This window comes from Aliivibrio thorii (genome assembly GCF_057368585.1).
Genome location: NZ_CM170654.1, coordinates 2,507,003 through 2,525,271 on the forward strand (window position 1 = coordinate 2,507,003; position 18,269 = coordinate 2,525,271).

Below are 18,269 nucleotides of genomic sequence, written 5' to 3' on the forward strand. Positions count from 1 at the left end.
TAATTTAGTATATTCTACCTCACTATTGCAAATGAAAATCAAATAAATGTGAGAAATCAGCAGCACAGATACTTTTCACTGCAGGATGCTGAATCATTCGCTCAGCAAAAATAACATAATATTCTTCTTTCAAATCTTTTACGTCTGCTATTCGATGTAAAGAAAGGTCTGAATCTGCCTCATTCATGTAAACCGTTGGGGCCAAAAACACTGAATCATTCTCACGAGCAAATGCTTTCATTAAAGCAACGTCATCAAACTCACCTAAAATATTAGGGGTAATGCCTTGTTGATCGCACCATTGGATCACTTTTCTACCCATTGATGTTCGGCTACCAGGAATAAGTACCTTTTTTCTCTCCAATACGTCAGGAAATTGAATATCCGTCATTTCTTTAGAGCAAAAAAAACTCATTCCACACTCACCTAATTTTTTACTAAAAAGCCCTGAGTTTTGACTTGAATCCACAGGACAATCCGACAGGATCATATCTAATTTATGTTGCGATAACTGTTCAAGTAAAAGTTCATGGGTAGATTCAAAACAACGAAGATGGATTGACGCGTCTTCAGGAATCGTTGTTGAAAGGACTTTACTTACTAATCGTTTAGAAAGTGCATCAGCCACACCAACATCAAATAATACATTCGATTGTTGGCTGTAATTTACAATATCGAGCATTTCATAGCTTAATCCAAACATGCGATCAGCGTATTTATAAATAAGTTGACCCAGCTCTGTTGGCTCTACATTACGACCATTACGCTTGGTTAACTTACCATTCACTCTCTCTTCCAGCGCCTTAATCTGCCCGGTAACCGTTTGAGGTGTCAGAAATAAAGCTTCTGCTGCTTTAGTCACTGACCCTTGTTTGCATACCATCCAAAAATAATACAAATGGTTATAGTTTAAATGAGACATTTCGAATCCTATGATTTATAAATCAATGCACTTATCTATTACATTAAGAATGATAGTAATAATTGAAGATACGTCATTTATTACACCAATAGCAAACACTTCGTAAAAACCATCCATTTATCACTTACATTTCGTTTTTTCCGCATCCATATTCTTAAAAGTGTCATTAATCCGCAATATAGAACAAAAAAGTTTTAAAAAAAAATTTATATTCCACTTTAAAATAAAGAATAAAAAACAATAAATATCAAAGACTTAAAAGATAAAAAATAAACATCCAATGCATCAAAATCAAATATGACGCATTTATTACAGTTTTCCTTCTGACTGTAATATTTCTGAAATATTCCTTATCTACTATCGCTTCAGATTAAATAAACCGACAACATACTATTTCGGTACGGAGCTTTACTATGAATACCCAATCAATTTCTGCAGCAACAATGAGCAATACCTCGCGCATGCTGCGTTGGGCAAACTTAGCATTTATGCTTTACCTTCTTCTTTTAGCGGTTGCTATGGTTGGCACAGGCTTTAAATGGTCTGTTGGTGAGGAAGCAAAAGTTCTTTTTGAATTTGCATCTCACCCTATTGCTGGCTTAATGATCGGCTTAGTTGCAACAGCATTAATTCAATCCTCTTCAACTGTGACCTCTATTATTGTTGGATTAGTGGCTGGTGGTTTACCTATTGAAACCGCAATTCCTATGGTAATGGGTGCTAACATTGGTACTACCGTTACCAATACTCTAGTAAGTCTTGGACACGCTCGTTGTAAAAATGAATTTAGACGTGCATTTGCTTGTGCGACGGTTCATGATTTCTTTAACCTATTAGCCGTGTCTATTTTCTTACCTCTAGAAATGATGTTTGGTATTTTCCAAAAACTATCAGCATGGTTAGTGTCTCCGTTCTTAAGTGCGGGCGACATGAACATGAAAGGCTTTGATTTTATCAAACCAATTACCAAGCCAGTTATCAGCGCGATCCAAGAGCCTCTATCTAGCTTTGGAAGCATGACTGGTGGTCTATTAATGATTGCCCTTGGTATTGCGGTTCTTATCATTTCTATTACTCTTATGGGTAAATTAATGAAGAGCTTAATGGTTGGTCGTGCAAAAGAACTGCTTAAGAGTGCAATTGGCCGTGGCCCTCTACATGGCATCGCATCAGGTACAGTAGTTACTGTTCTTGTTCAATCATCTTCAACAACAACAAGTTTAATGGTTCCATTAGTAGGTACTGGCGTTCTTAAAGTACGTGACGTATATCCATTTACTCTTGGAGCAAATATCGGTACTTGTGTAACTGCATTATTAGCCGCAACGGCAGTATCAGGTGAATACGCTATCTTCGCTCTACAAATTGCATTGGTACACTTGTGCTTCAACGTAATTGCAACACTGGTTATCTTTGGTACTCCATTCTTACGTGAATTGCCATTGAAAGGTGCTGAGTGGATTGCAGAGATGGCGAACCGCAATAAAGGTGTGGTAGCAGGCTATTTAAGCTTTGTATTTATCATCCTACCAGGCGGTGTGTTAGCACTAACTGTATAAAAAATAATACGTATATAAAAAAGCCCCAGAGTGAACTTACACTCTGGGGCTTTTTTAATCTATAACTTAGACCGAAAAAGGATACTTAATCGCTTCATGGCTTTCATAGCCAACTACATCAAAATCATCCATTGTTACCCATGTTTCTAAATCTTCTAATGATTTAATCTTAGGGTTTATTTTAAAGACTGGAGCTTTCAATGGCTCACGCTTTAGCTGTACATCTTTCATCAATTCAAGTTGATCTTCATAGATATGACCATTCACAATCTTATGATAAGCCTTACCTGCTTTATGCCCTGTAATCTGAGCCACAATAGCTAACAGAAAATACACTTGAACCATGTTAAAATTAAGCCCTAGCGGAACATCACAAGAGCGTTGAGTACTATTTAAGTATAACGTATCACCTAGCAATGAAAAGTGGTGTGAGTACATGCACGGACGTAAACAGCCCATATCAAACTCACCTGGATTATAGAAATTTAAAATCTCACCACGGTCGTCAATACCATTACTTAAATCATCAATGATCTTTTTCAACTGATCGATAAATTCACCGTTTGGTTTTGCCCATGAACGACCTTGAACACCATATACTCGCCCCATATCATCTTCACCTTTACGGTGAGGATTATTCAGCCAAGCATCATTTAAATTCGAATTAGCATCCCATGTTTTAGTGCCTATTTTACGAAAATCTTCAGCATTATCATAACCGCGAATATAACCAATCATTTCAGCTACTGCTGACTTCCAAAAACTTTTACGTGTTGTAACTAAAGGAAACTCTCCATTAGCAACATCGTAAGTCAGATCGGCATTAATTACCGTCAAACAGCGCTTTCCTGTTCGCTCGTTTTCAATCCAGGTTCCTTCATCAACGATGCGTTGGCATAAATCTAAATACTGCTTCACGGTCATGTTCTCTAAAATTGGCTTAAAAAAATGGCCTCAAACGAGAGGCCATCACTATAAATCGTTATTAACGCTATTCTAACGTATTTTTCTGAGTTTGTTTATTTTGCTTTTGGTTTCGATTTTTTTGACTTCGTCTCATTTATCTGTAAATCAGTAGCAAAAAGATTACGTTTAAATGCCCAAAGCATCATAAGAAGACCACCAATCACCATTGGTAGCGATAAGATTTGTCCCATTGAAATCCAATCGCCAAACAGACCTAATTGAGCATCAGGTTGACGAACATATTCGACTAAGAATCTAAATGTTCCGTAACCAAATAAGAATAAACCAGATACAGCACCCAAAGGACGAGGTTTACGAATAAACCAATTTAAGATTAAGAATAAAACAACCCCTTCAAGTGCAAACTCATATAATTGAGATGGATGACGAGGAAGAGGCCCTCCTGTTGGGAATATCATCGCCCAAGGCACATCAGTAACTCGGCCCCATAGTTCACCATTCATAAAGTTACCGAGACGACCTGCACCTAAGCCAAACGGTACTAATGGCGCTACAAAGTCAGCAATAGTAAAGAAACTGCGATTATTCTTATAACCATACCAAAGCATTGCAGAAATTACACCAAGCAATCCCCCATGGAAAGACATGCCGCCAGTCCATACTTCAAATAAGTACAGTGGGTTATCTAAGAAATAACCAAAGTTATAAAATAAGACATAACCAACTCGCCCACCAATCACGACCCCTAAAAAGCCAGCAAAAAGAAGATCACTGACTTGATCACGAGTCCAACCGCTATTTGGTTTGTCTGCACGCTTATTTGCTAACCATAAGGCAAACATGAAACCGAACAAATACATTAATCCATACCAACGAACAGCTAGTGGACCTATTTGAAATAATATTGGGTCAATATTTGGGAAGGTTAAATACCCTTGGTTCATGATTACTCTCTTATCCTAAGAACATTTTACTGCCGATAAATACTAGAAATACGGCAAAGATTTTTTTTAATGTTGATGTTGGTAAATGCGAAGCTAATTTTGCGCCAACTCTAGTGGTAAAAATAGACGTTACACTAATGCCACATAACGCAGGTAAATATACATACCCTAAACTCATTGACGGCAAATTAGCGACACTAACACCGTGTATAACAAAGCCTATCATGCCAGCTATAGCTATTAATGTGCCACATAAAGAAGAGCTACCAATAGCTTTTCTCATTTCAACACCATGAAAGCTTAAATAAGGTACTGTCAATGAGCCACCACCAATGCCAGCTAAACTAGAAACAATACCGATAATTCCACCAGAAGTAGCTGTTTTTAAAGGAGATGGCATAGCTCTTGTAGCTGTGAATTTAAGTGCTAACAGCATTTGTAATGCTAATAAAAGTACGATAATACCAAATACTTTAGGTAAATATTGTGTTGGAATTAACTCAGTAAGGTAACTACCAACAAAGCCTCCAAGAATGACTCCAGGAGCTAAACTTTTAATTAACCTCACTTCGACATTGCCTAAACGCAAATGGTTCAATGCCGATGAGCTCGATGTAAATATAATTGTCGCTAGCGACGTACCAAGAGCCATTTGCATTGCAATGCTTGAATCGATTCCAGCCAAGGGCAGTAGCCACAGCAAAGCAGGAACAACAAGTAATCCACCACCAATCCCTAATAAGCCGGCCATAACGCCAACCACACTGCCAAGTACAAGATACAGCGCAAAAATAGACCAAAAATCTACTGACATTTATTTACCTGCTCGAATAAACCCTAAAAGATCTTTCTCTTCAAAAAACGTCATCATATCAGCTAAAATTTTCTCAGCATCATCATGATGTAAAAGAATCTCTGTTATTGATTCAATTTCAGCCAAAGTTACTTGTCTAATAATGTATTTAATCTTAGCCACATTGGACGTATTCATACTTAAATTACGATAACCAAGTCCAATTAACAGTAAACAACCAATAGGATCACCCGCTAATTCCCCACACACACTAACAGGTAAGTTATGCTGAGTTGCTGTTTCTACGATTTGCTTTAAAGCCAAAATAACAGCCGGATGGTAAGACTCATAAACATGAGAAACTCTTGAATTGTTCCTATCTACCGCTAATAAATATTGAGTTAAATCATTACTTCCAACAGAAATAAAATCAACAAGTCCAGCCACTCTTGGTAATAAATACAGCATTGATGGCACTTCAACCATCATACCAATACGAGGCTTAGAAAAATCCATGTCAGACTCGTTGAGCACTTCTTCGTATGCTTGATTAATAAAAGCTCTTGCCTGCTTCAACTCAGGGATGCCTGAAATCATAGGTAGCATAATCGATAAGTTTTCATTACCAATATTAGCTCTGATCATCGCTTTTAATTGCAATAAAAATATATCAGGATGATCTAAAGTAAAACGAATACCACGCCAACCTAAGAAAGGATTATCTTCCTCAATAGGTAAATAAGGTAAAGGTTTATCACCGCCAATATCAAGCGTTCTCATGACTACCGGTTTTTTAGGGTATGTTTCTAAAATAGCTTTATATTGTAGGTATTGTTCTTCTTCTGATGGAAAACGTTGATGTAACAAAAATGGAATTTCGGTTCGATACAAACCAACACCATCAACGCCTTTATTCACCGCAATACTTGAATCAACACTCAATCCTGCATTTAAATGAATATTCATTAAATGCCCATCAAGTGTTAATGTGGGTTTATCAAGATCAAGCGTAATCAGCTTTGATAATTCAAGCTCTTCATTTTGAAGATCAGTATATTCTTGAATTAAAGCTTCCGTTGGCTTGATATAAAGTGAGCCACTATACCCATCAACAATGGCTAATGATTTATGATAATGAGCAGGGTTAAACTCAACCCCCATTATTGCAGGTATCCCAAGCGCTTTAGACAAAATAGCAGCATGCGAGTTTGCCGCCCCTTCTAAGGAGATCACCGCTTTTAATTTATCTTTAGGTATACTGGCAAGCATTGATGCTGTCAGTTGAGTTGTTACCAGAATCACAGGATGTGACAGATCAATATCTAGCTTATCTTCATAATTAAGAAAATAAAGTAATCGTTGCCCAAGCTCTCGAACATCGTTTGCTCGTTCACTCAAATAAGAATCACTCATTCGTTCAAAGCGCCCAGCATAAGACTCTATAACTTGACGTAGTGCCCATTCAGCAGAATCACCTTGGTTAATCTGTTTTTTAAGATCAGCCTTTAACATAGGATCATTCAATAAATGACTGAATAAATCAAAAATGGCTAACGTTTCGGTATTAAGCTCTTGTTCAAACCGTTTCTTTGCACGTCGAAAGTCTTTCAATGCAAGTTCAACAGCAGTACCAAGACGATCTTTTTCCAATTCAATATCAAGACATGAACTAGGTAAAATAGCTTCTATCTTCGGTTGAGCATCATCAAACCACAGCGGTGCGATTCCAACGCCATTAGACGCAGAAATACCTTTGAACTGCTTTTGTTGTGTGGAAGAGGCTTGCAGTTGAGTAGACCAACTTTCATGAGCTTTTGCATGAGCTAAAACAACCGCAAGCTGAGCAGATAGAGTCACTAAAAAGGATTCTTCAACTTCGGTAAACTGACGCTTTTCTTTTTGCTGGACAACCAATACACCTAAGTTTTGACGACGATATATGATTGGCGTAGCGAGAAATGAATTAAATTTATATTCGGCAATACTTGGGATGTATTTATATGAAGGATGTACCGATGCATTGGCGAGGTTTAGAGGCTCACAGCTACGAGCGACAAGACCAACAAGTCCTTCATCAATACCCAATGACACCGTATTAGGCTTTGCTTTTAAGCCCTCAGTAGCCATCAATTCTAGTCGAAGATTGTCATTACTCATCAAATAAACTGAGCAACACTCTGTTCTCATAGAGTGCCGAGTATTTTGCACCAGTAGCGCTAAAGCATCATCCAATGACTCTGCTTTAGCGACGTGATCAACTATATCCCTGAGTTGAGTAAGCATACTAAATAATCCTTAAGGTGATAAGGTATAGACAGCTTACCCTTTTTTACCTTTCCTTTTAAATTTTCGTTCCTTAAACGGCATAGCAATCACCGCGAACTCTTTTAGTGCTCGGCGATAAACGTCACGTTTAAATGAAACAACTTGTCTTACAGGGTACCAATAACTTACCCATCGCCAGCCATCAAATTCCGGCGAGCGATCTCTTTGCATATTCACCTTGGATTCGTCACATTCCAAGCGTAACAAAAACCATTTCTGTTTTTGTCCAATACAGACAGGTTTTGAGTCCCATCTAACTAAACGTTTCGGTAGTTTATATCGCAACCAATGACGGCTGCTTGCTAAAATACGTACGTCATTTTTAGTCAGGCCAACTTCTTCGTACAATTCACGGTACATTGCTTGTTCTGGCGTCTCGCCATCGTCAATGCCACCTTGTGGAAACTGCCAAGAATGTTGCCCGTATCGTTTCGCCCAGAATACTTGACCATGGCTATTGCATATCACTATCCCGACGTTCGGGCGGAAACCATCGCCATCTATCACTGGATGACCTCATCATAAACTTATATTCCTTTGATTTTTTCACAGTTCGCCTCTTTGAGCAAACAGGATCACGCTTTCTTGTCACGTTTTACTAAAATAAGCGCTTTCCTTGAATAACTTTTAATCGATTAACGACTTATCAACATAACAATGAGAGCTGACCCACATTTATTCACCTTTTCTGTGTATAACTTTGTGAAGAAGATAAAAACAAATCAAATAGCATGATAAAAATCAATGTATCAATAGAAAGTAGTGGAAAACAAAAGAACAATAAAGTACATATTAAACAGTAAGTTAAATAAAAGATCTTTTACATGATCTTTTAAATTAAAATCGGTAGATTAATATAAACACAGATCGGTTAAAGATCATCCAATCTAATGGTTACCCACAAAGTGCCCCCCTCTAATGTGCTATACACCTGAAAGTCAATAACTTATTCATAAATATAATACTGTACATGGATCCAGACAAATAGATATCGCTTAAAAAAACATCGCCAATGTGGATAACTTAATTAGATCCAATTAAGAGCACTAAAACTATAAAATAATATGATAATCTACCCTCTAAACCATCATCAACGAGTCGCTATGAAACAACCACCTACTACTATTAATGAGTTATTAATAAGAGCTGAAAGTATTGCAGGCTACACGCTATCAGAGCTTGCCGAGCAAGTTGGTGCTCCTGTGCCTGAAAACTTAAAGCGTGATAAAGGTTGGGTTGGTCAATTATTAGAACTGCATTTAGGTGCCTCAGCTGGCAGTAAACCTCTCCCTGACTTCATTGATCTTGGTATTGAATTAAAAACAATTCCGATCAGTTATACCGGTAAGCCACTCGAAACAACTTTTGTCTCAGTAGCCCCATTAACTGGGATTCATAGCTTACGTTGGGAAGAATCACATGTACGCCATAAACTGGCGCACGTTTTATGGATCCCTGTAGAGGGAGAAAGAGAGATCCCTGTAGGAGATCGACGCGTTGGCTACCCCGTATTATGGCAGCCTTCAACTAAAGAAGAAAAACAGCTCAAACAAGATTGGGAAGAATTAATGGATTTGATCGTTTTGGGTAAGGTTGAATCAATTACAGCAAAGCATGGGGAAGTTTTACAACTCAGACCTAAAGCAGCAAACAGCAGAGCACTTACTGAAGCTTATGGTGAAAATGGTCAGCCAATCAAAACATTGCCAAGAGGTTTCTATCTGAAAACCCATTTTACTCACGCTATCCTCACTTCATTTTTTAATTAAAAAAAGGCCTATCTCAATGAGATAAGCCATTTTATTACTCTGTTGATTTACCTTCTATATAAGCCGTCGCTCTAACTTAGCTATAACTTCTTGGTTCAGAGATTAAATTATGTTTATTCAATAAGCGGTACATTGTTGCTCGAGATACACCAAGCTCTTTCGCAGCAGAAGAAACCTGACCATCATGAGACTCTAAAACCATCAATAAAGCGTCTCGCTCTGAGTTTTCTCGAATCACTCGTAAGCTACGTTTTGTATCATTACGCTGAGGAAGATCTAAATGCTCAAGATCAATCGTCATACTATCAGCAAGAAGTACCGCTCGTTTTACTTGATTAACTAATTCACGAACATTCCCAGGCCACGGATAATGCAGCATGGTTTGCATAGAATCTTCAGAAAAAGTACGTGCTTGAGTATTGTATTCTTTTGCATAGCGTTGAAGGAAGTGCTCCGCAAGAATCGCAATATCTGAACTTCTCTCTTTTAAAGAAGGCACATGGATACGCAGTACATTCAGGCGGTAATAAAGCTCTTCTTTAAAACAACCTTCTTCTATCCCTTTCTCAAGATCAATATGACTTGCAACAATCACTCGCACATCAATATCGATAAAACCTTCAGACGTTTCAATATTACCTTCTTGTAAGAAACGTAATAAATGTTGCTGTTGGCTGACTGGTAAATCATTAATATCATTTAAGAATAATGTACCGCCATTCGCTTGAAATAGTTTTGACTCTTTGTACTCTGAAAGATGAAGGCCAAATAATTCTTGCTCTATTTTAGATTCAGATAATGAACCACAATTCAGTGAAACAAATGGGCCTTTGTTACGACCAGATGAATCATGAACGGCTCTAGCTACCGCATCTTTACCTACACCGCTTTCTCCTGAAATTAAAATAGAGACATCAGTTGGTGCAACTCGACGAATTTGATCTCGTAGACGTTTCACTGCTGGCGCTTCACCTAGAATACCTAAGTCTGACTTCTTACCCATATTAGGCCAAACTTTACGCTCTAGCTTTAACATACCTAACTGGTGACCAATAGTACTTAGCAATTGCGCATCAGGAATTGGGGCGGTGAAAAAATCGATACAGAAGTTTACTATGAATTGGCAAATAGTATCTGAGCTCAATTGTGATTCACGAATAAATGCCATCCAGCGAACTTGTTTGTTGTTATTAACCAACGTCGCAATACCATTAAGACTAAAATCGTCTTGGCTTAAGTCTACAATACCAATGCATGGGCCAATTTCGTCAAACAGTGTTTGTGCTGCTCGAAGATCATAACAACGATGACAACGCCAACCTACCTGTTCTAATACTGCTAACCAAGGTTCATAACTTCCGCCAACAACCACTAATGAACCGGGAACAGAATCCATACGAAACTGAGTACTCATATAAGCCTTACCTCTAAATTCTTGAATGAAACTAACTGAGAAATCGTTATAGAACAACTATACAGGTTTTAAGACCCCCCAGCGTCTCACAAACGAGATGCACGTCATCCTTTTAACAAAAACAAAACAACTAAAAGCTAAAGAATAAATGACAGTTAACATATTAGAATTAAAGTTGACTCATTTATAAGAATAAAGGGTAAGTTTGATATAAAAATGGAACTTTTAATTACTTTTAAAGGCGGGGATTGAAGTAAAAAAGAATTGTAAAAGTTAGGTCAATTGATAAAAAAGTGTAATTACTTTCTCATTTTTATACATTATGTAAGAAAATTAATAAAAAAAGAGCAACTTAGTAGTCGCTCTTTTTATTAATTCTATTCTTAATTATGCTTGTGGACGCATAGAAGGGAATAAAATTACGTCACGAATTGTATGAGTGTTAGTGAATAGCATCACTAAACGGTCAATACCAATACCTTGACCCGCTGTTGGCGGTAAGCCGTGCTCAAGCGCTGTAATATAGTCAGCATCATAGAACATTGCTTCATCATCACCAGACTCTTTTGCATTAACTTGCGCTTTAAAACGCTCATCTTGGTCTTGAGCATCATTAAGCTCAGAGAAACCATTTGCTACTTCACGACCACCAATGAAAAATTCAAAACGGTCTGTAATGAAATCATTGTTGTCGTTACGGCGTGCTAATGGAGAAATATCTGCTGGGTATTCAGTGATAAACGTAGGTTGCATTAACTTAGGTTCCGCTGTTTCACCAAAGATCTCTTCAAGAAGTTGACCACATGTCCAGAAGCTTTCAACATCAACATGAACTGATTTCGCGATAGAAACCATTAAATCACGATCTTGAACGCCTTCGTACGTTAGCGCTTGAATCTCAGCATGCTCTGGGTTGTATAGTTTAATCGCGTCTAGCATGCTCATACGTGCGTATTTGCCACCAAAATCAACGGTATACTCACCGTAAGGCATTTTATCGCTGCCTAGAACAGAGATAGCTACTTGAGATAGCATTGCTTCTGTTAGATCCATTAGATCGTTGTAATCAGCATACGCCATATAGAATTCCATCATTGTGAATTCTGGGTTATGACGAGGAGATAGACCTTCATTACGGAAGTTACGGTTAATTTCGAACACACGCTCAAAACCACCAACAACTAAACGTTTTAGATAAAGCTCAGGCGCGATACGTAGGTACATATCAACATCAAGTGCATTATGGTGTGTTACGAATGGACGTGCAGACGCACCGCCAGGGATAACATGCATCATAGGAGTTTCAACTTCCATGAAGCCTTTATCAACCATGAAGTTACGAATTGCAGAAACCACTTTAGAGCGGATAATAAATGCAGTACGTGAATCATCATTTACGATAAGGTCAACATAACGTTGACGGTAACGCATTTCTTGGTCAGTTAGGCCGTGGAATTTTTCAGGTAACGGACGTAATGCTTTAGTTAGCAATACATACTCTTCCATGTTCACGTAAAGATCGCCTTTACCTGATTTATGTAGAGCACCTTTAACACCGATGATGTCACCGATATCTAAACCTTGGTATTTGTCTTTAAGCTCTTTTTGCACTTCTTTTGCTGCATAAGCTTGGATCTTACCAGACACTTCTTGGATCAATAAGAAAGGACCACGCTTAGCCATGATACGGCCTGCGATAGCAACGATATGATTTAATTCTTCTAGCTCTTCTTTGGTCTTCTCACCAAATTCTGCTTGAAGATCCGCAGCAAGGCTGTCACGACGGAAGTCATTCGGGTGGCCATTTGCCTTACATGCTTGACGGATATGGTCTAATTTACCACGACGTTCTGCAATCAGTTTGTTTTCATCTAGTTGTACTTGGTCAGTCATAATGAACCCTTTCTTATAATCCAGATTTTAAGCTGGCTTCGATAAATTTATCTAAATCACCGTCTAATACGGCTTGCGTATTACGATTTTCAATGCCGGTACGCAAATCTTTAATGCGCGAATCATCTAATACGTATGAGCGAATCTGACTGCCCCACCCGATATCGGATTTAGAATCTTCGTTTACTTGTTTCTCTGCGTTTTGTTTCTGAAGCTCAAGTTCAAACAGTTTTGCTTTCAACTGCTTCATTGCTTGTGCTTTGTTTTTATGCTGAGAACGATCATTTTGACATTGCACGACTGTATTTGTCGGAACGTGAGTAATACGTACCGCAGATTCAGTGGTGTTTACGTGTTGACCACCCGCGCCAGAAGCTCGGTATACATCAATACGTAAATCAGCAGGGTTAATATCTACTTCAATGTTGTCATCTATCTCAGGATAGATAAACGCAGAGGCAAATGAGGTATGTCGACGACCACTTGAATCAAATGGAGATTTACGAACTAAACGGTGTACACCAGTTTCAGTACGTAACCAACCATAAGCGTATTCACCAGAGATGCGTACTGTTGCGCCTTTAAGGCCGGCAACATCGCCATCAGAAACTTCAATAATCTCTGTTTTAAATCCTTTAGCTTCCGCCCAACGCAAATACATACGCAACATCATTGATGTCCAATCTTGCGCTTCTGTACCGCCAGAACCTGATTGTAAATCAATATAACAATCTGAAGGATCATGCGCACCAGAGAACATACGACGGAATTCTAATGTCGCTAGTTTTTCTTCTAAGTCAGCAAGCTCTGGTTCAATCTCATCAAACGTTTCTTGATCTTGTTCTTCAACTGCTAACTCAAGTAAGCCTTCAACGTCTTCGCCGCCTTGGTCTAATTGGTCAATAGTTTCTACAATCGCTTCTAAAGAAGCACGTTCTTTACCTAATGCTTGTGCGCGCTCAGGTTCATTCCATACTTCTGGTTGTTCTAGCTCTGCATTGACTTCTTCTAGACGCTCTTTCTTAGCATCATAGTCAAAGGTACCCCCTCAGGATATTTGTGCGATCAGACACATCCTGGAGACGGTTTTTAATAGGATTAATTTCGAACATGGTGTTTTATCATCGCCGAATAAAAAATAACCGAGAGATTTTAACCAAAAGTGTGATAGAAATCGAGGTATTTCAACCTCTGAAAGCAAGAACAATAAGGATTGAGAAAATGGTGTAAATTTAATCACACCAAATTTATTTTTATTTAACCTCTGCTCGGAATACGAGCCTTTCTATTTTCATACAAAACAAGAACGCAACATCTCATTAGGTATTTCTTAACGGCTAGTTTAGTATAAATTAACCTTTTCACGTTATAGAAGGAGCGCTTTACATTGGTTCTATGTATTCAACCATTAATTGCAATGTTTGATTACCTCTAAATTCATTGATATCTAAGCGATAAGCCAACTTCACTTTTTGTACTAATGCATCAGGCCAACGACGAATATCAATATTAAAAGCAATAGCATCTACCATTTTATTGGTTGGAAAATCTCTATGTATTGGCTCTAACATCAATTTAAGGTGTTTCTCACCCACCAAACGCTGATTCAATACTTTAAATTCACCATCAAAAATAGGCTCAGGGAAAGCCTGTCCCCATGGGCCACCTGCTCGAATAATTTCAGCAGTACCTAAGGTGAATTCTTCAGGTGTTAGTTCTCCATCAGATAAAACCACCCCATTAAGGGACTCTTCTTCTACGGATTCACGAACCACATCATCAAAAGCTTGGCTGAATTTTTTATAATCCACTCCTTTAATGGTTAAGCCCGCCGCCATTGCATGGCCACCAAATTTTAGAATCAAGCCTGGGTTACGGGTATCAATCAAATCCAATGCATCACGCATATGAAAACCTGGAATGGAACGACATGATCCTTTAATGAATCCATCACCACCATCAGCAAAAGCAATCACTGGACGGTGATATTTTTCTTTAATGCGCGAGGCTAAAATACCAATGACACCTTGATGCCAATCGCGTTGGAATAACACCAATCCAAAAGGCAATTCTGTCTGTGCACCAAATTCAAGCCGCTCACAAATTGCCATGGCTTCATTTTTCATGCCTTGCTCTATCTCTTTACGAGTTTGATTTAAGGCATCCAGCTCTGAAGCCATACGGCGAGCAGCGTGAATGTTATTCGACATAAGAAGTTCAACACCAAATGACATATCATCCAAACGCCCTGCTGCATTAATTCTTGGTCCAAGTGCAAAGCCAAAATCAGAAGCTACAATTCGAGACGGTACTTTATTTGCTACTTCGATTAACGCTTGTATGCCCGGACGACACTTACCCGCACGAATTCGTTGAATGCCTTGATGCACTAAAATACGGTTATTTTCATCTAGCGCCACCAAGTCAGCAACAGTACCTAGTGCGACCAAATCCAATAAATCAGCAAGATTCGGAATAGGTATATTTTGAGTTTCAAACCAATTGTTTTCACGTAAACGTGCACGAATCGCTAACATCAAATAAAACGCGACGCCAACACCCGCTAAAAATTTAGACGGAAAAGCACACTCTTCTAGGTTTGGATTAACAATTGAATCGGCAATCGGTAAAGAAGCCCCCGGTAAATGGTGATCGGTTACGACCACTTGCATGCCATAAGCTTTAGCTGCCGCGACTCCTTCAATGGATGAAACACCATTATCTACCGTCATAATGATTTCAGCGCCCATAGCCTTAGCCTGATCGACAACATCAGGACTTAATCCATAACCATCTTCAAAGCGGTTTGGAACCAAGTAATCAACATTATTGCTGCCCATCAATCGAAATGCCATGACTGATAACGCAGAACTCGTTGCGCCATCTGCATCAAAGTCACCAACAACGATAATGCGTGTTTGCTTTGCTATCGCTTCAACTAAAATATCAACGGCTTTAGTAATGCCATGCATAGATTGAAATGACAGTAGCGATTTGGCACCACGCTCTAATTGAGAATTTGATGTAATACCACGAGCCGCATAAATCCGTTGTAAAATTGAAGGAATTGAACTCGAAAGAGCTGGGATTTCTGGAATAAGACGACGTTTCACTTCAATCATGATAATGGCCCAAGGTAAGGTTTATAAAGATAAAAAAATCCCCGCACTATACTTAATTTTAATAAGTATTGCGGGGATTTAAATTCAATTACATAAGAATTATTTTTCTAAGTCTTTCAAAAGCTCTTGTGCTGGTTTGTAACCAGGTACGAGATCACCATTAGGTAGCACAATCGCAGGCGTACCATTTACACCCATTTTACGACCTAATAAATACTGTTCTTTGATGATGTTCTTACACTGAGCTGTTGCTGGTTTTGAACCATTAATTGCACGGTTTGATTTTGCATCTTCCATCGCCTGTTGCTTATCATCAGCACACCAAATTTGTGCCATTTTATCAGCAACAGAGCCTTGGTAACCTTGGCGAGGATATGCTAAATAACGAACAGTAATACCAGCATCATTATAGTCTTTCATCTCTTTATGTAACTTAGTACAGTAGCCACAAGTTATATCAGTGAAAACTGTAATGACATGCTTTTCATTTTTCGCAGGGAACACGATCATGTTTTCGCTTTGACTATCAACTAATTTAGCAAAACGAGCCGCTAATAAATCTTTCATATTGCCATTTTCATCAAACTCAAAAATACGACCTTGAATAAAATGCTTACCGTCATCTGATACATAAAAAATACCGAATGGCGTTTCAACCTGTTTAAATCCATCCACTTCAGAATCGTGAATTGCTTCAACAGGCAAGCCTAATGTCGTTAAACGCTGAGTAATCGCTTGCTCTGAATCAACCTGAGATGTTTCAACAACTGACGGAGATACTGCGTGCTCTTTTGCTTGCTCATCAGAACACGCGGTAAAAGAAATAACACTTAATAAAGCAATACACATCGCGCTAGTACGGCGAATAAATGACATAAAAGATACCTATAAAAAAAGTAAAAATAGAAGGTTTAAATTTTAGAGTAACAAACCGACAAGAAGTTCCCTCTAACTATGAACGAGGATGGTGTTCTTGATGAATTTGTTTTAAACGTTCTGTAGCTACGTGAGTATATATTTGTGTCGTCGAAAGATCACTATGTCCAAGTAACATTTGTACGACTCTAAGATCTGCCCCATAGTTTAGTAAATGTGTAGCAAATGCATGACGTAATACATGGGGTGATAATTTATCCGTATCAATACCTGCAATCACGGCATAGTGTTTAATACGATGCCAAAAGGTTTGCCTTGTCATTTGTCTGGCTCTTTTACTAGGGAAGACCACATCTGAACTTTTTTCGCCAAGTAACGCTGGACGCCCTTGATCCAGAAAAGTTTGAATCCAATCTACCGCATTTTCACCCATTGGTACTAAGCGTTCCTTGTCCCCCTTACCGGTAACACGAACAACACCTTGACGAAGACTCAAGTTTTCCATGGTTAAACTTACTAACTCAGTGACACGTAGGCCTGTTGCATAAAGCAGTTCTAGCATTGCACGATCACGAAGCTCTAATGGATCATCAACATTTGGCGCTTCTAATAAATCGTTTACTTGGTCTTCACTTAAATCTTTAGGTAATCGTTGAGGTAATTTAGGGCTCGCAAGCAGCGCCGTTGGATCATCACCACGAATTTTCTCACGATGTAAATACTGAAAGAATCGACGAAGTGCTGACAACATACGAGCTCGTGAAGTCTGCTTGTATTCTTTATCTACCAAGTACGCTTGATATTCATTTAGCCCCATAGCTGAAATAGAGGCACATTTATAATGATTATCTTCTAGCCATTGCAGTAATTTCACCAAATCATTTCGATACGAAGCCAAGGTATTTTCTGATAAGCCACGCTCCATCCACATGGTATCTAAAAACCGCTCAATTAAAGCCATATCATTGTTCATTGCCATCACCATTTACTGAAAACCAAAAATACTGGTTAGAATTACAGTATTAAACAATTATCACCGCTTTCATTGCAAGTTTAATTTTAAGAATCATTTGCGGTACACTAGGCTTTCGTCCTCATTAATATGGTAGTTAAAATGAAAATAGGTCTGTTTTACGGCTCTTCCACTTGTTATACCGAAATGGCTTCTGAAAAAATCAGAGCAATCATGGGTGAAGAACTGGTTGATATCTACAATATTAAAGAGACATCAGTAGCAACAATGAATGATTACGATCTGCTATTGCTTGGGATATCGACGTGGGATTTTGGTGAAATTCAAGAAGACTGGTTAGCTGTGTGGGAAGAGTTAGATGGCCTTTCTCTAGAAGGTAAAACTATTGCTCTATTTGGTCTAGGAGATCAAGAAGGCTATGGCGAATGGTTCTTAGATGCAATGGGTCTATTGCATGATGAATTAAAAGCAACAAACGCTAAGTTTATCGGTTATTGGAAAAATGAAGGTTATCAGTTTGATGCATCAAAAGCGTTGACTGAAGATGAATCTCACTTTGTTGGTTTGGCGTTAGATGAAGACAGCCAATACGATAAAAGTGATGAGCGTATTGAGCAATGGTGTGAACAGGTGTTAGTGGAGTATCACGATTCGCTTTAATAGCTAGAAACGATACGCTTCGCTAACTAGATCGCTTCTCTCCTATAAAAGAAAAGAGCGAGTAAACTTAAACAGTTACACTCGCTCTTCTA

Annotated in this window: 15 protein-coding genes; 3 read left to right on the top strand and 12 right to left on the bottom strand. The window is 38.5% G+C overall.

From position 1 onward, the window contains the following. Positions 1–22 precede the first annotated feature (22 nt). Positions 23–922 carry a transcriptional activator NhaR gene (gene nhaR, locus AC2IP4_RS11405; RefSeq protein ID WP_060992464.1) on the bottom strand — a complete coding sequence of 300 codons (900 nt, stop codon included), beginning with the start codon at positions 920–922 and terminating at the stop codon, positions 23–25. A 413-nt stretch (positions 923–1,335) separates the two neighbouring features. Here nhaR and AC2IP4_RS11410 point away from each other — a divergent pair, with 413 nt between their 5' ends. Beyond that, positions 1,336–2,481 carry a Na/Pi symporter gene (locus tag AC2IP4_RS11410; RefSeq protein WP_486306997.1) on the top strand — a complete coding sequence of 382 codons (1,146 nt, stop codon included), beginning with the start codon at positions 1,336–1,338 and terminating at the stop codon, positions 2,479–2,481. 66 nt (positions 2,482–2,547) lie between these two features. Here AC2IP4_RS11410 and AC2IP4_RS11415 read toward each other — a convergent pair whose 3' ends face one another. From AC2IP4_RS11415 to rppH, 5 genes are all read right to left on the bottom strand, one after another. Beyond that, positions 2,548–3,399 (bottom strand): thymidylate synthase, encoded by an 852-nt coding sequence (locus AC2IP4_RS11415; protein WP_486306996.1) that lies wholly within the window; start codon positions 3,397–3,399, stop codon positions 2,548–2,550. Between the two features lie 101 nt (positions 3,400–3,500). Then, the gene (gene lgt / locus AC2IP4_RS11420; protein WP_105054017.1) at positions 3,501–4,352 is read right to left on the bottom strand and encodes a prolipoprotein diacylglyceryl transferase; all 852 of its coding nucleotides are present in this window, start codon (positions 4,350–4,352) and stop codon (positions 3,501–3,503) included. A gap of 10 nt (positions 4,353–4,362) precedes the next feature. After that, the gene (locus AC2IP4_RS11425) at positions 4,363–5,166 is read right to left on the bottom strand and encodes a sulfite exporter TauE/SafE family protein (RefSeq protein ID WP_486306995.1); all 804 of its coding nucleotides are present in this window, start codon (positions 5,164–5,166) and stop codon (positions 4,363–4,365) included. Beyond that, positions 5,167–7,428: a phosphoenolpyruvate--protein phosphotransferase gene (gene ptsP, locus AC2IP4_RS11430; protein ID WP_105054015.1), complete on the bottom strand. Its 2,262-nt coding sequence runs from the start codon at positions 7,426–7,428 to the stop codon at positions 5,167–5,169. It lies immediately after the preceding gene. A gap of 36 nt (positions 7,429–7,464) precedes the next feature. Then, positions 7,465–7,977: an RNA pyrophosphohydrolase gene (rppH, locus tag AC2IP4_RS11435; protein WP_005417607.1), complete on the bottom strand. Its 513-nt coding sequence runs from the start codon at positions 7,975–7,977 to the stop codon at positions 7,465–7,467. 596 nt (positions 7,978–8,573) lie between these two features. Between rppH and mutH the strand changes: the two genes are divergently transcribed. Next, entirely contained in the window at positions 8,574–9,239 is a 666-nt protein-coding gene (gene mutH, locus AC2IP4_RS11440; protein ID WP_375321781.1) for a DNA mismatch repair endonuclease MutH, read from the top strand. Positions 9,240–9,315: 76 nt separating this feature from the next. Here the strand turns inward: mutH and AC2IP4_RS11445 are convergent, their stop codons facing one another. The 6 genes from AC2IP4_RS11445 to xerD all read right to left on the bottom strand — a co-directional run bounded on the left by AC2IP4_RS11445 (position 9,316) and on the right by xerD (position 17,517). Beyond that, positions 9,316–10,653: a VpsR-related response regulator gene (locus AC2IP4_RS11445; protein ID WP_375321780.1), complete on the bottom strand. Its 1,338-nt coding sequence runs from the start codon at positions 10,651–10,653 to the stop codon at positions 9,316–9,318. A 387-nt stretch (positions 10,654–11,040) separates the two neighbouring features. Beyond that, entirely contained in the window at positions 11,041–12,546 is a 1,506-nt protein-coding gene (lysS, locus tag AC2IP4_RS11450; RefSeq protein ID WP_375321779.1) for a lysine--tRNA ligase, read from the bottom strand. 13 nt (positions 12,547–12,559) lie between these two features. After that, a protein-coding gene (gene prfB, locus AC2IP4_RS11455; RefSeq protein ID WP_105054011.1) for a peptide chain release factor 2 occupies positions 12,560–13,658 on the bottom strand; the annotation gives its coding sequence in 2 pieces (ribosomal slippage) (positions 12,560–13,582 and positions 13,584–13,658; 1,098 coding nt in all). 270 nt (positions 13,659–13,928) lie between these two features. Further along, positions 13,929–15,668, bottom strand: coding sequence for a single-stranded-DNA-specific exonuclease RecJ (gene recJ, locus AC2IP4_RS11460; RefSeq protein ID WP_375321778.1), 1,740 nt, complete (start codon positions 15,666–15,668; stop codon positions 13,929–13,931). Between the two features lie 99 nt (positions 15,669–15,767). After that, positions 15,768–16,544, bottom strand: a complete 777-nt coding sequence (gene dsbC, locus AC2IP4_RS11465; RefSeq protein WP_105054009.1) for a bifunctional protein-disulfide isomerase/oxidoreductase DsbC — start codon at positions 16,542–16,544, stop codon at positions 15,768–15,770. A gap of 76 nt (positions 16,545–16,620) precedes the next feature. Then, entirely contained in the window at positions 16,621–17,517 is an 897-nt protein-coding gene (gene xerD / locus AC2IP4_RS11470) for a site-specific tyrosine recombinase XerD (RefSeq protein WP_486306993.1), read from the bottom strand. Between the two features lie 141 nt (positions 17,518–17,658). On the opposite strand from xerD, the gene fldB reads away from it, so the two are divergent. Then, positions 17,659–18,177: a flavodoxin FldB gene (fldB, locus tag AC2IP4_RS11475; RefSeq protein WP_375321774.1), complete on the top strand. Its 519-nt coding sequence runs from the start codon at positions 17,659–17,661 to the stop codon at positions 18,175–18,177. Positions 18,178–18,269: the final 92 nt, after the last annotated feature.

What these genes read in the sequence shown, in the direction of transcription:
- lysS (WP_375321779.1), bottom strand. Translation starts at nt 12,546, where the DNA reads ATGACTGACCAAGTACAACTAGATGAAAACAAACTGATTGCAGAACGT.
- ptsP (WP_105054015.1), bottom strand. Translation starts at nt 7,428, where the DNA reads ATGCTTACTCAACTCAGGGATATAGTTGATCACGTCGCTAAAGCAGAG.
- AC2IP4_RS11425 (WP_486306995.1), bottom strand. Translation starts at nt 5,166, where the DNA reads ATGTCAGTAGATTTTTGGTCTATTTTTGCGCTGTATCTTGTACTTGGC.
- AC2IP4_RS11410 (WP_486306997.1), top strand. Translation starts at nt 1,336, where the DNA reads ATGAATACCCAATCAATTTCTGCAGCAACAATGAGCAATACCTCGCGC.
- dsbC (WP_105054009.1), bottom strand. Translation starts at nt 16,544, where the DNA reads ATGTCATTTATTCGCCGTACTAGCGCGATGTGTATTGCTTTATTAAGT.
- recJ (WP_375321778.1), bottom strand. Translation starts at nt 15,668, where the DNA reads ATGATTGAAGTGAAACGTCGTCTTATTCCAGAAATCCCAGCTCTTTCG.
- nhaR (WP_060992464.1), bottom strand. Translation starts at nt 922, where the DNA reads ATGTCTCATTTAAACTATAACCATTTGTATTATTTTTGGATGGTATGC.
- mutH (WP_375321781.1), top strand. Translation starts at nt 8,574, where the DNA reads ATGAAACAACCACCTACTACTATTAATGAGTTATTAATAAGAGCTGAA.
- fldB (WP_375321774.1), top strand. Translation starts at nt 17,659, where the DNA reads ATGAAAATAGGTCTGTTTTACGGCTCTTCCACTTGTTATACCGAAATG.
- lgt (WP_105054017.1), bottom strand. Translation starts at nt 4,352, where the DNA reads ATGAACCAAGGGTATTTAACCTTCCCAAATATTGACCCAATATTATTT.
- AC2IP4_RS11445 (WP_375321780.1), bottom strand. Translation starts at nt 10,653, where the DNA reads ATGAGTACTCAGTTTCGTATGGATTCTGTTCCCGGTTCATTAGTGGTT.
- xerD (WP_486306993.1), bottom strand. Translation starts at nt 17,517, where the DNA reads ATGAACAATGATATGGCTTTAATTGAGCGGTTTTTAGATACCATGTGG.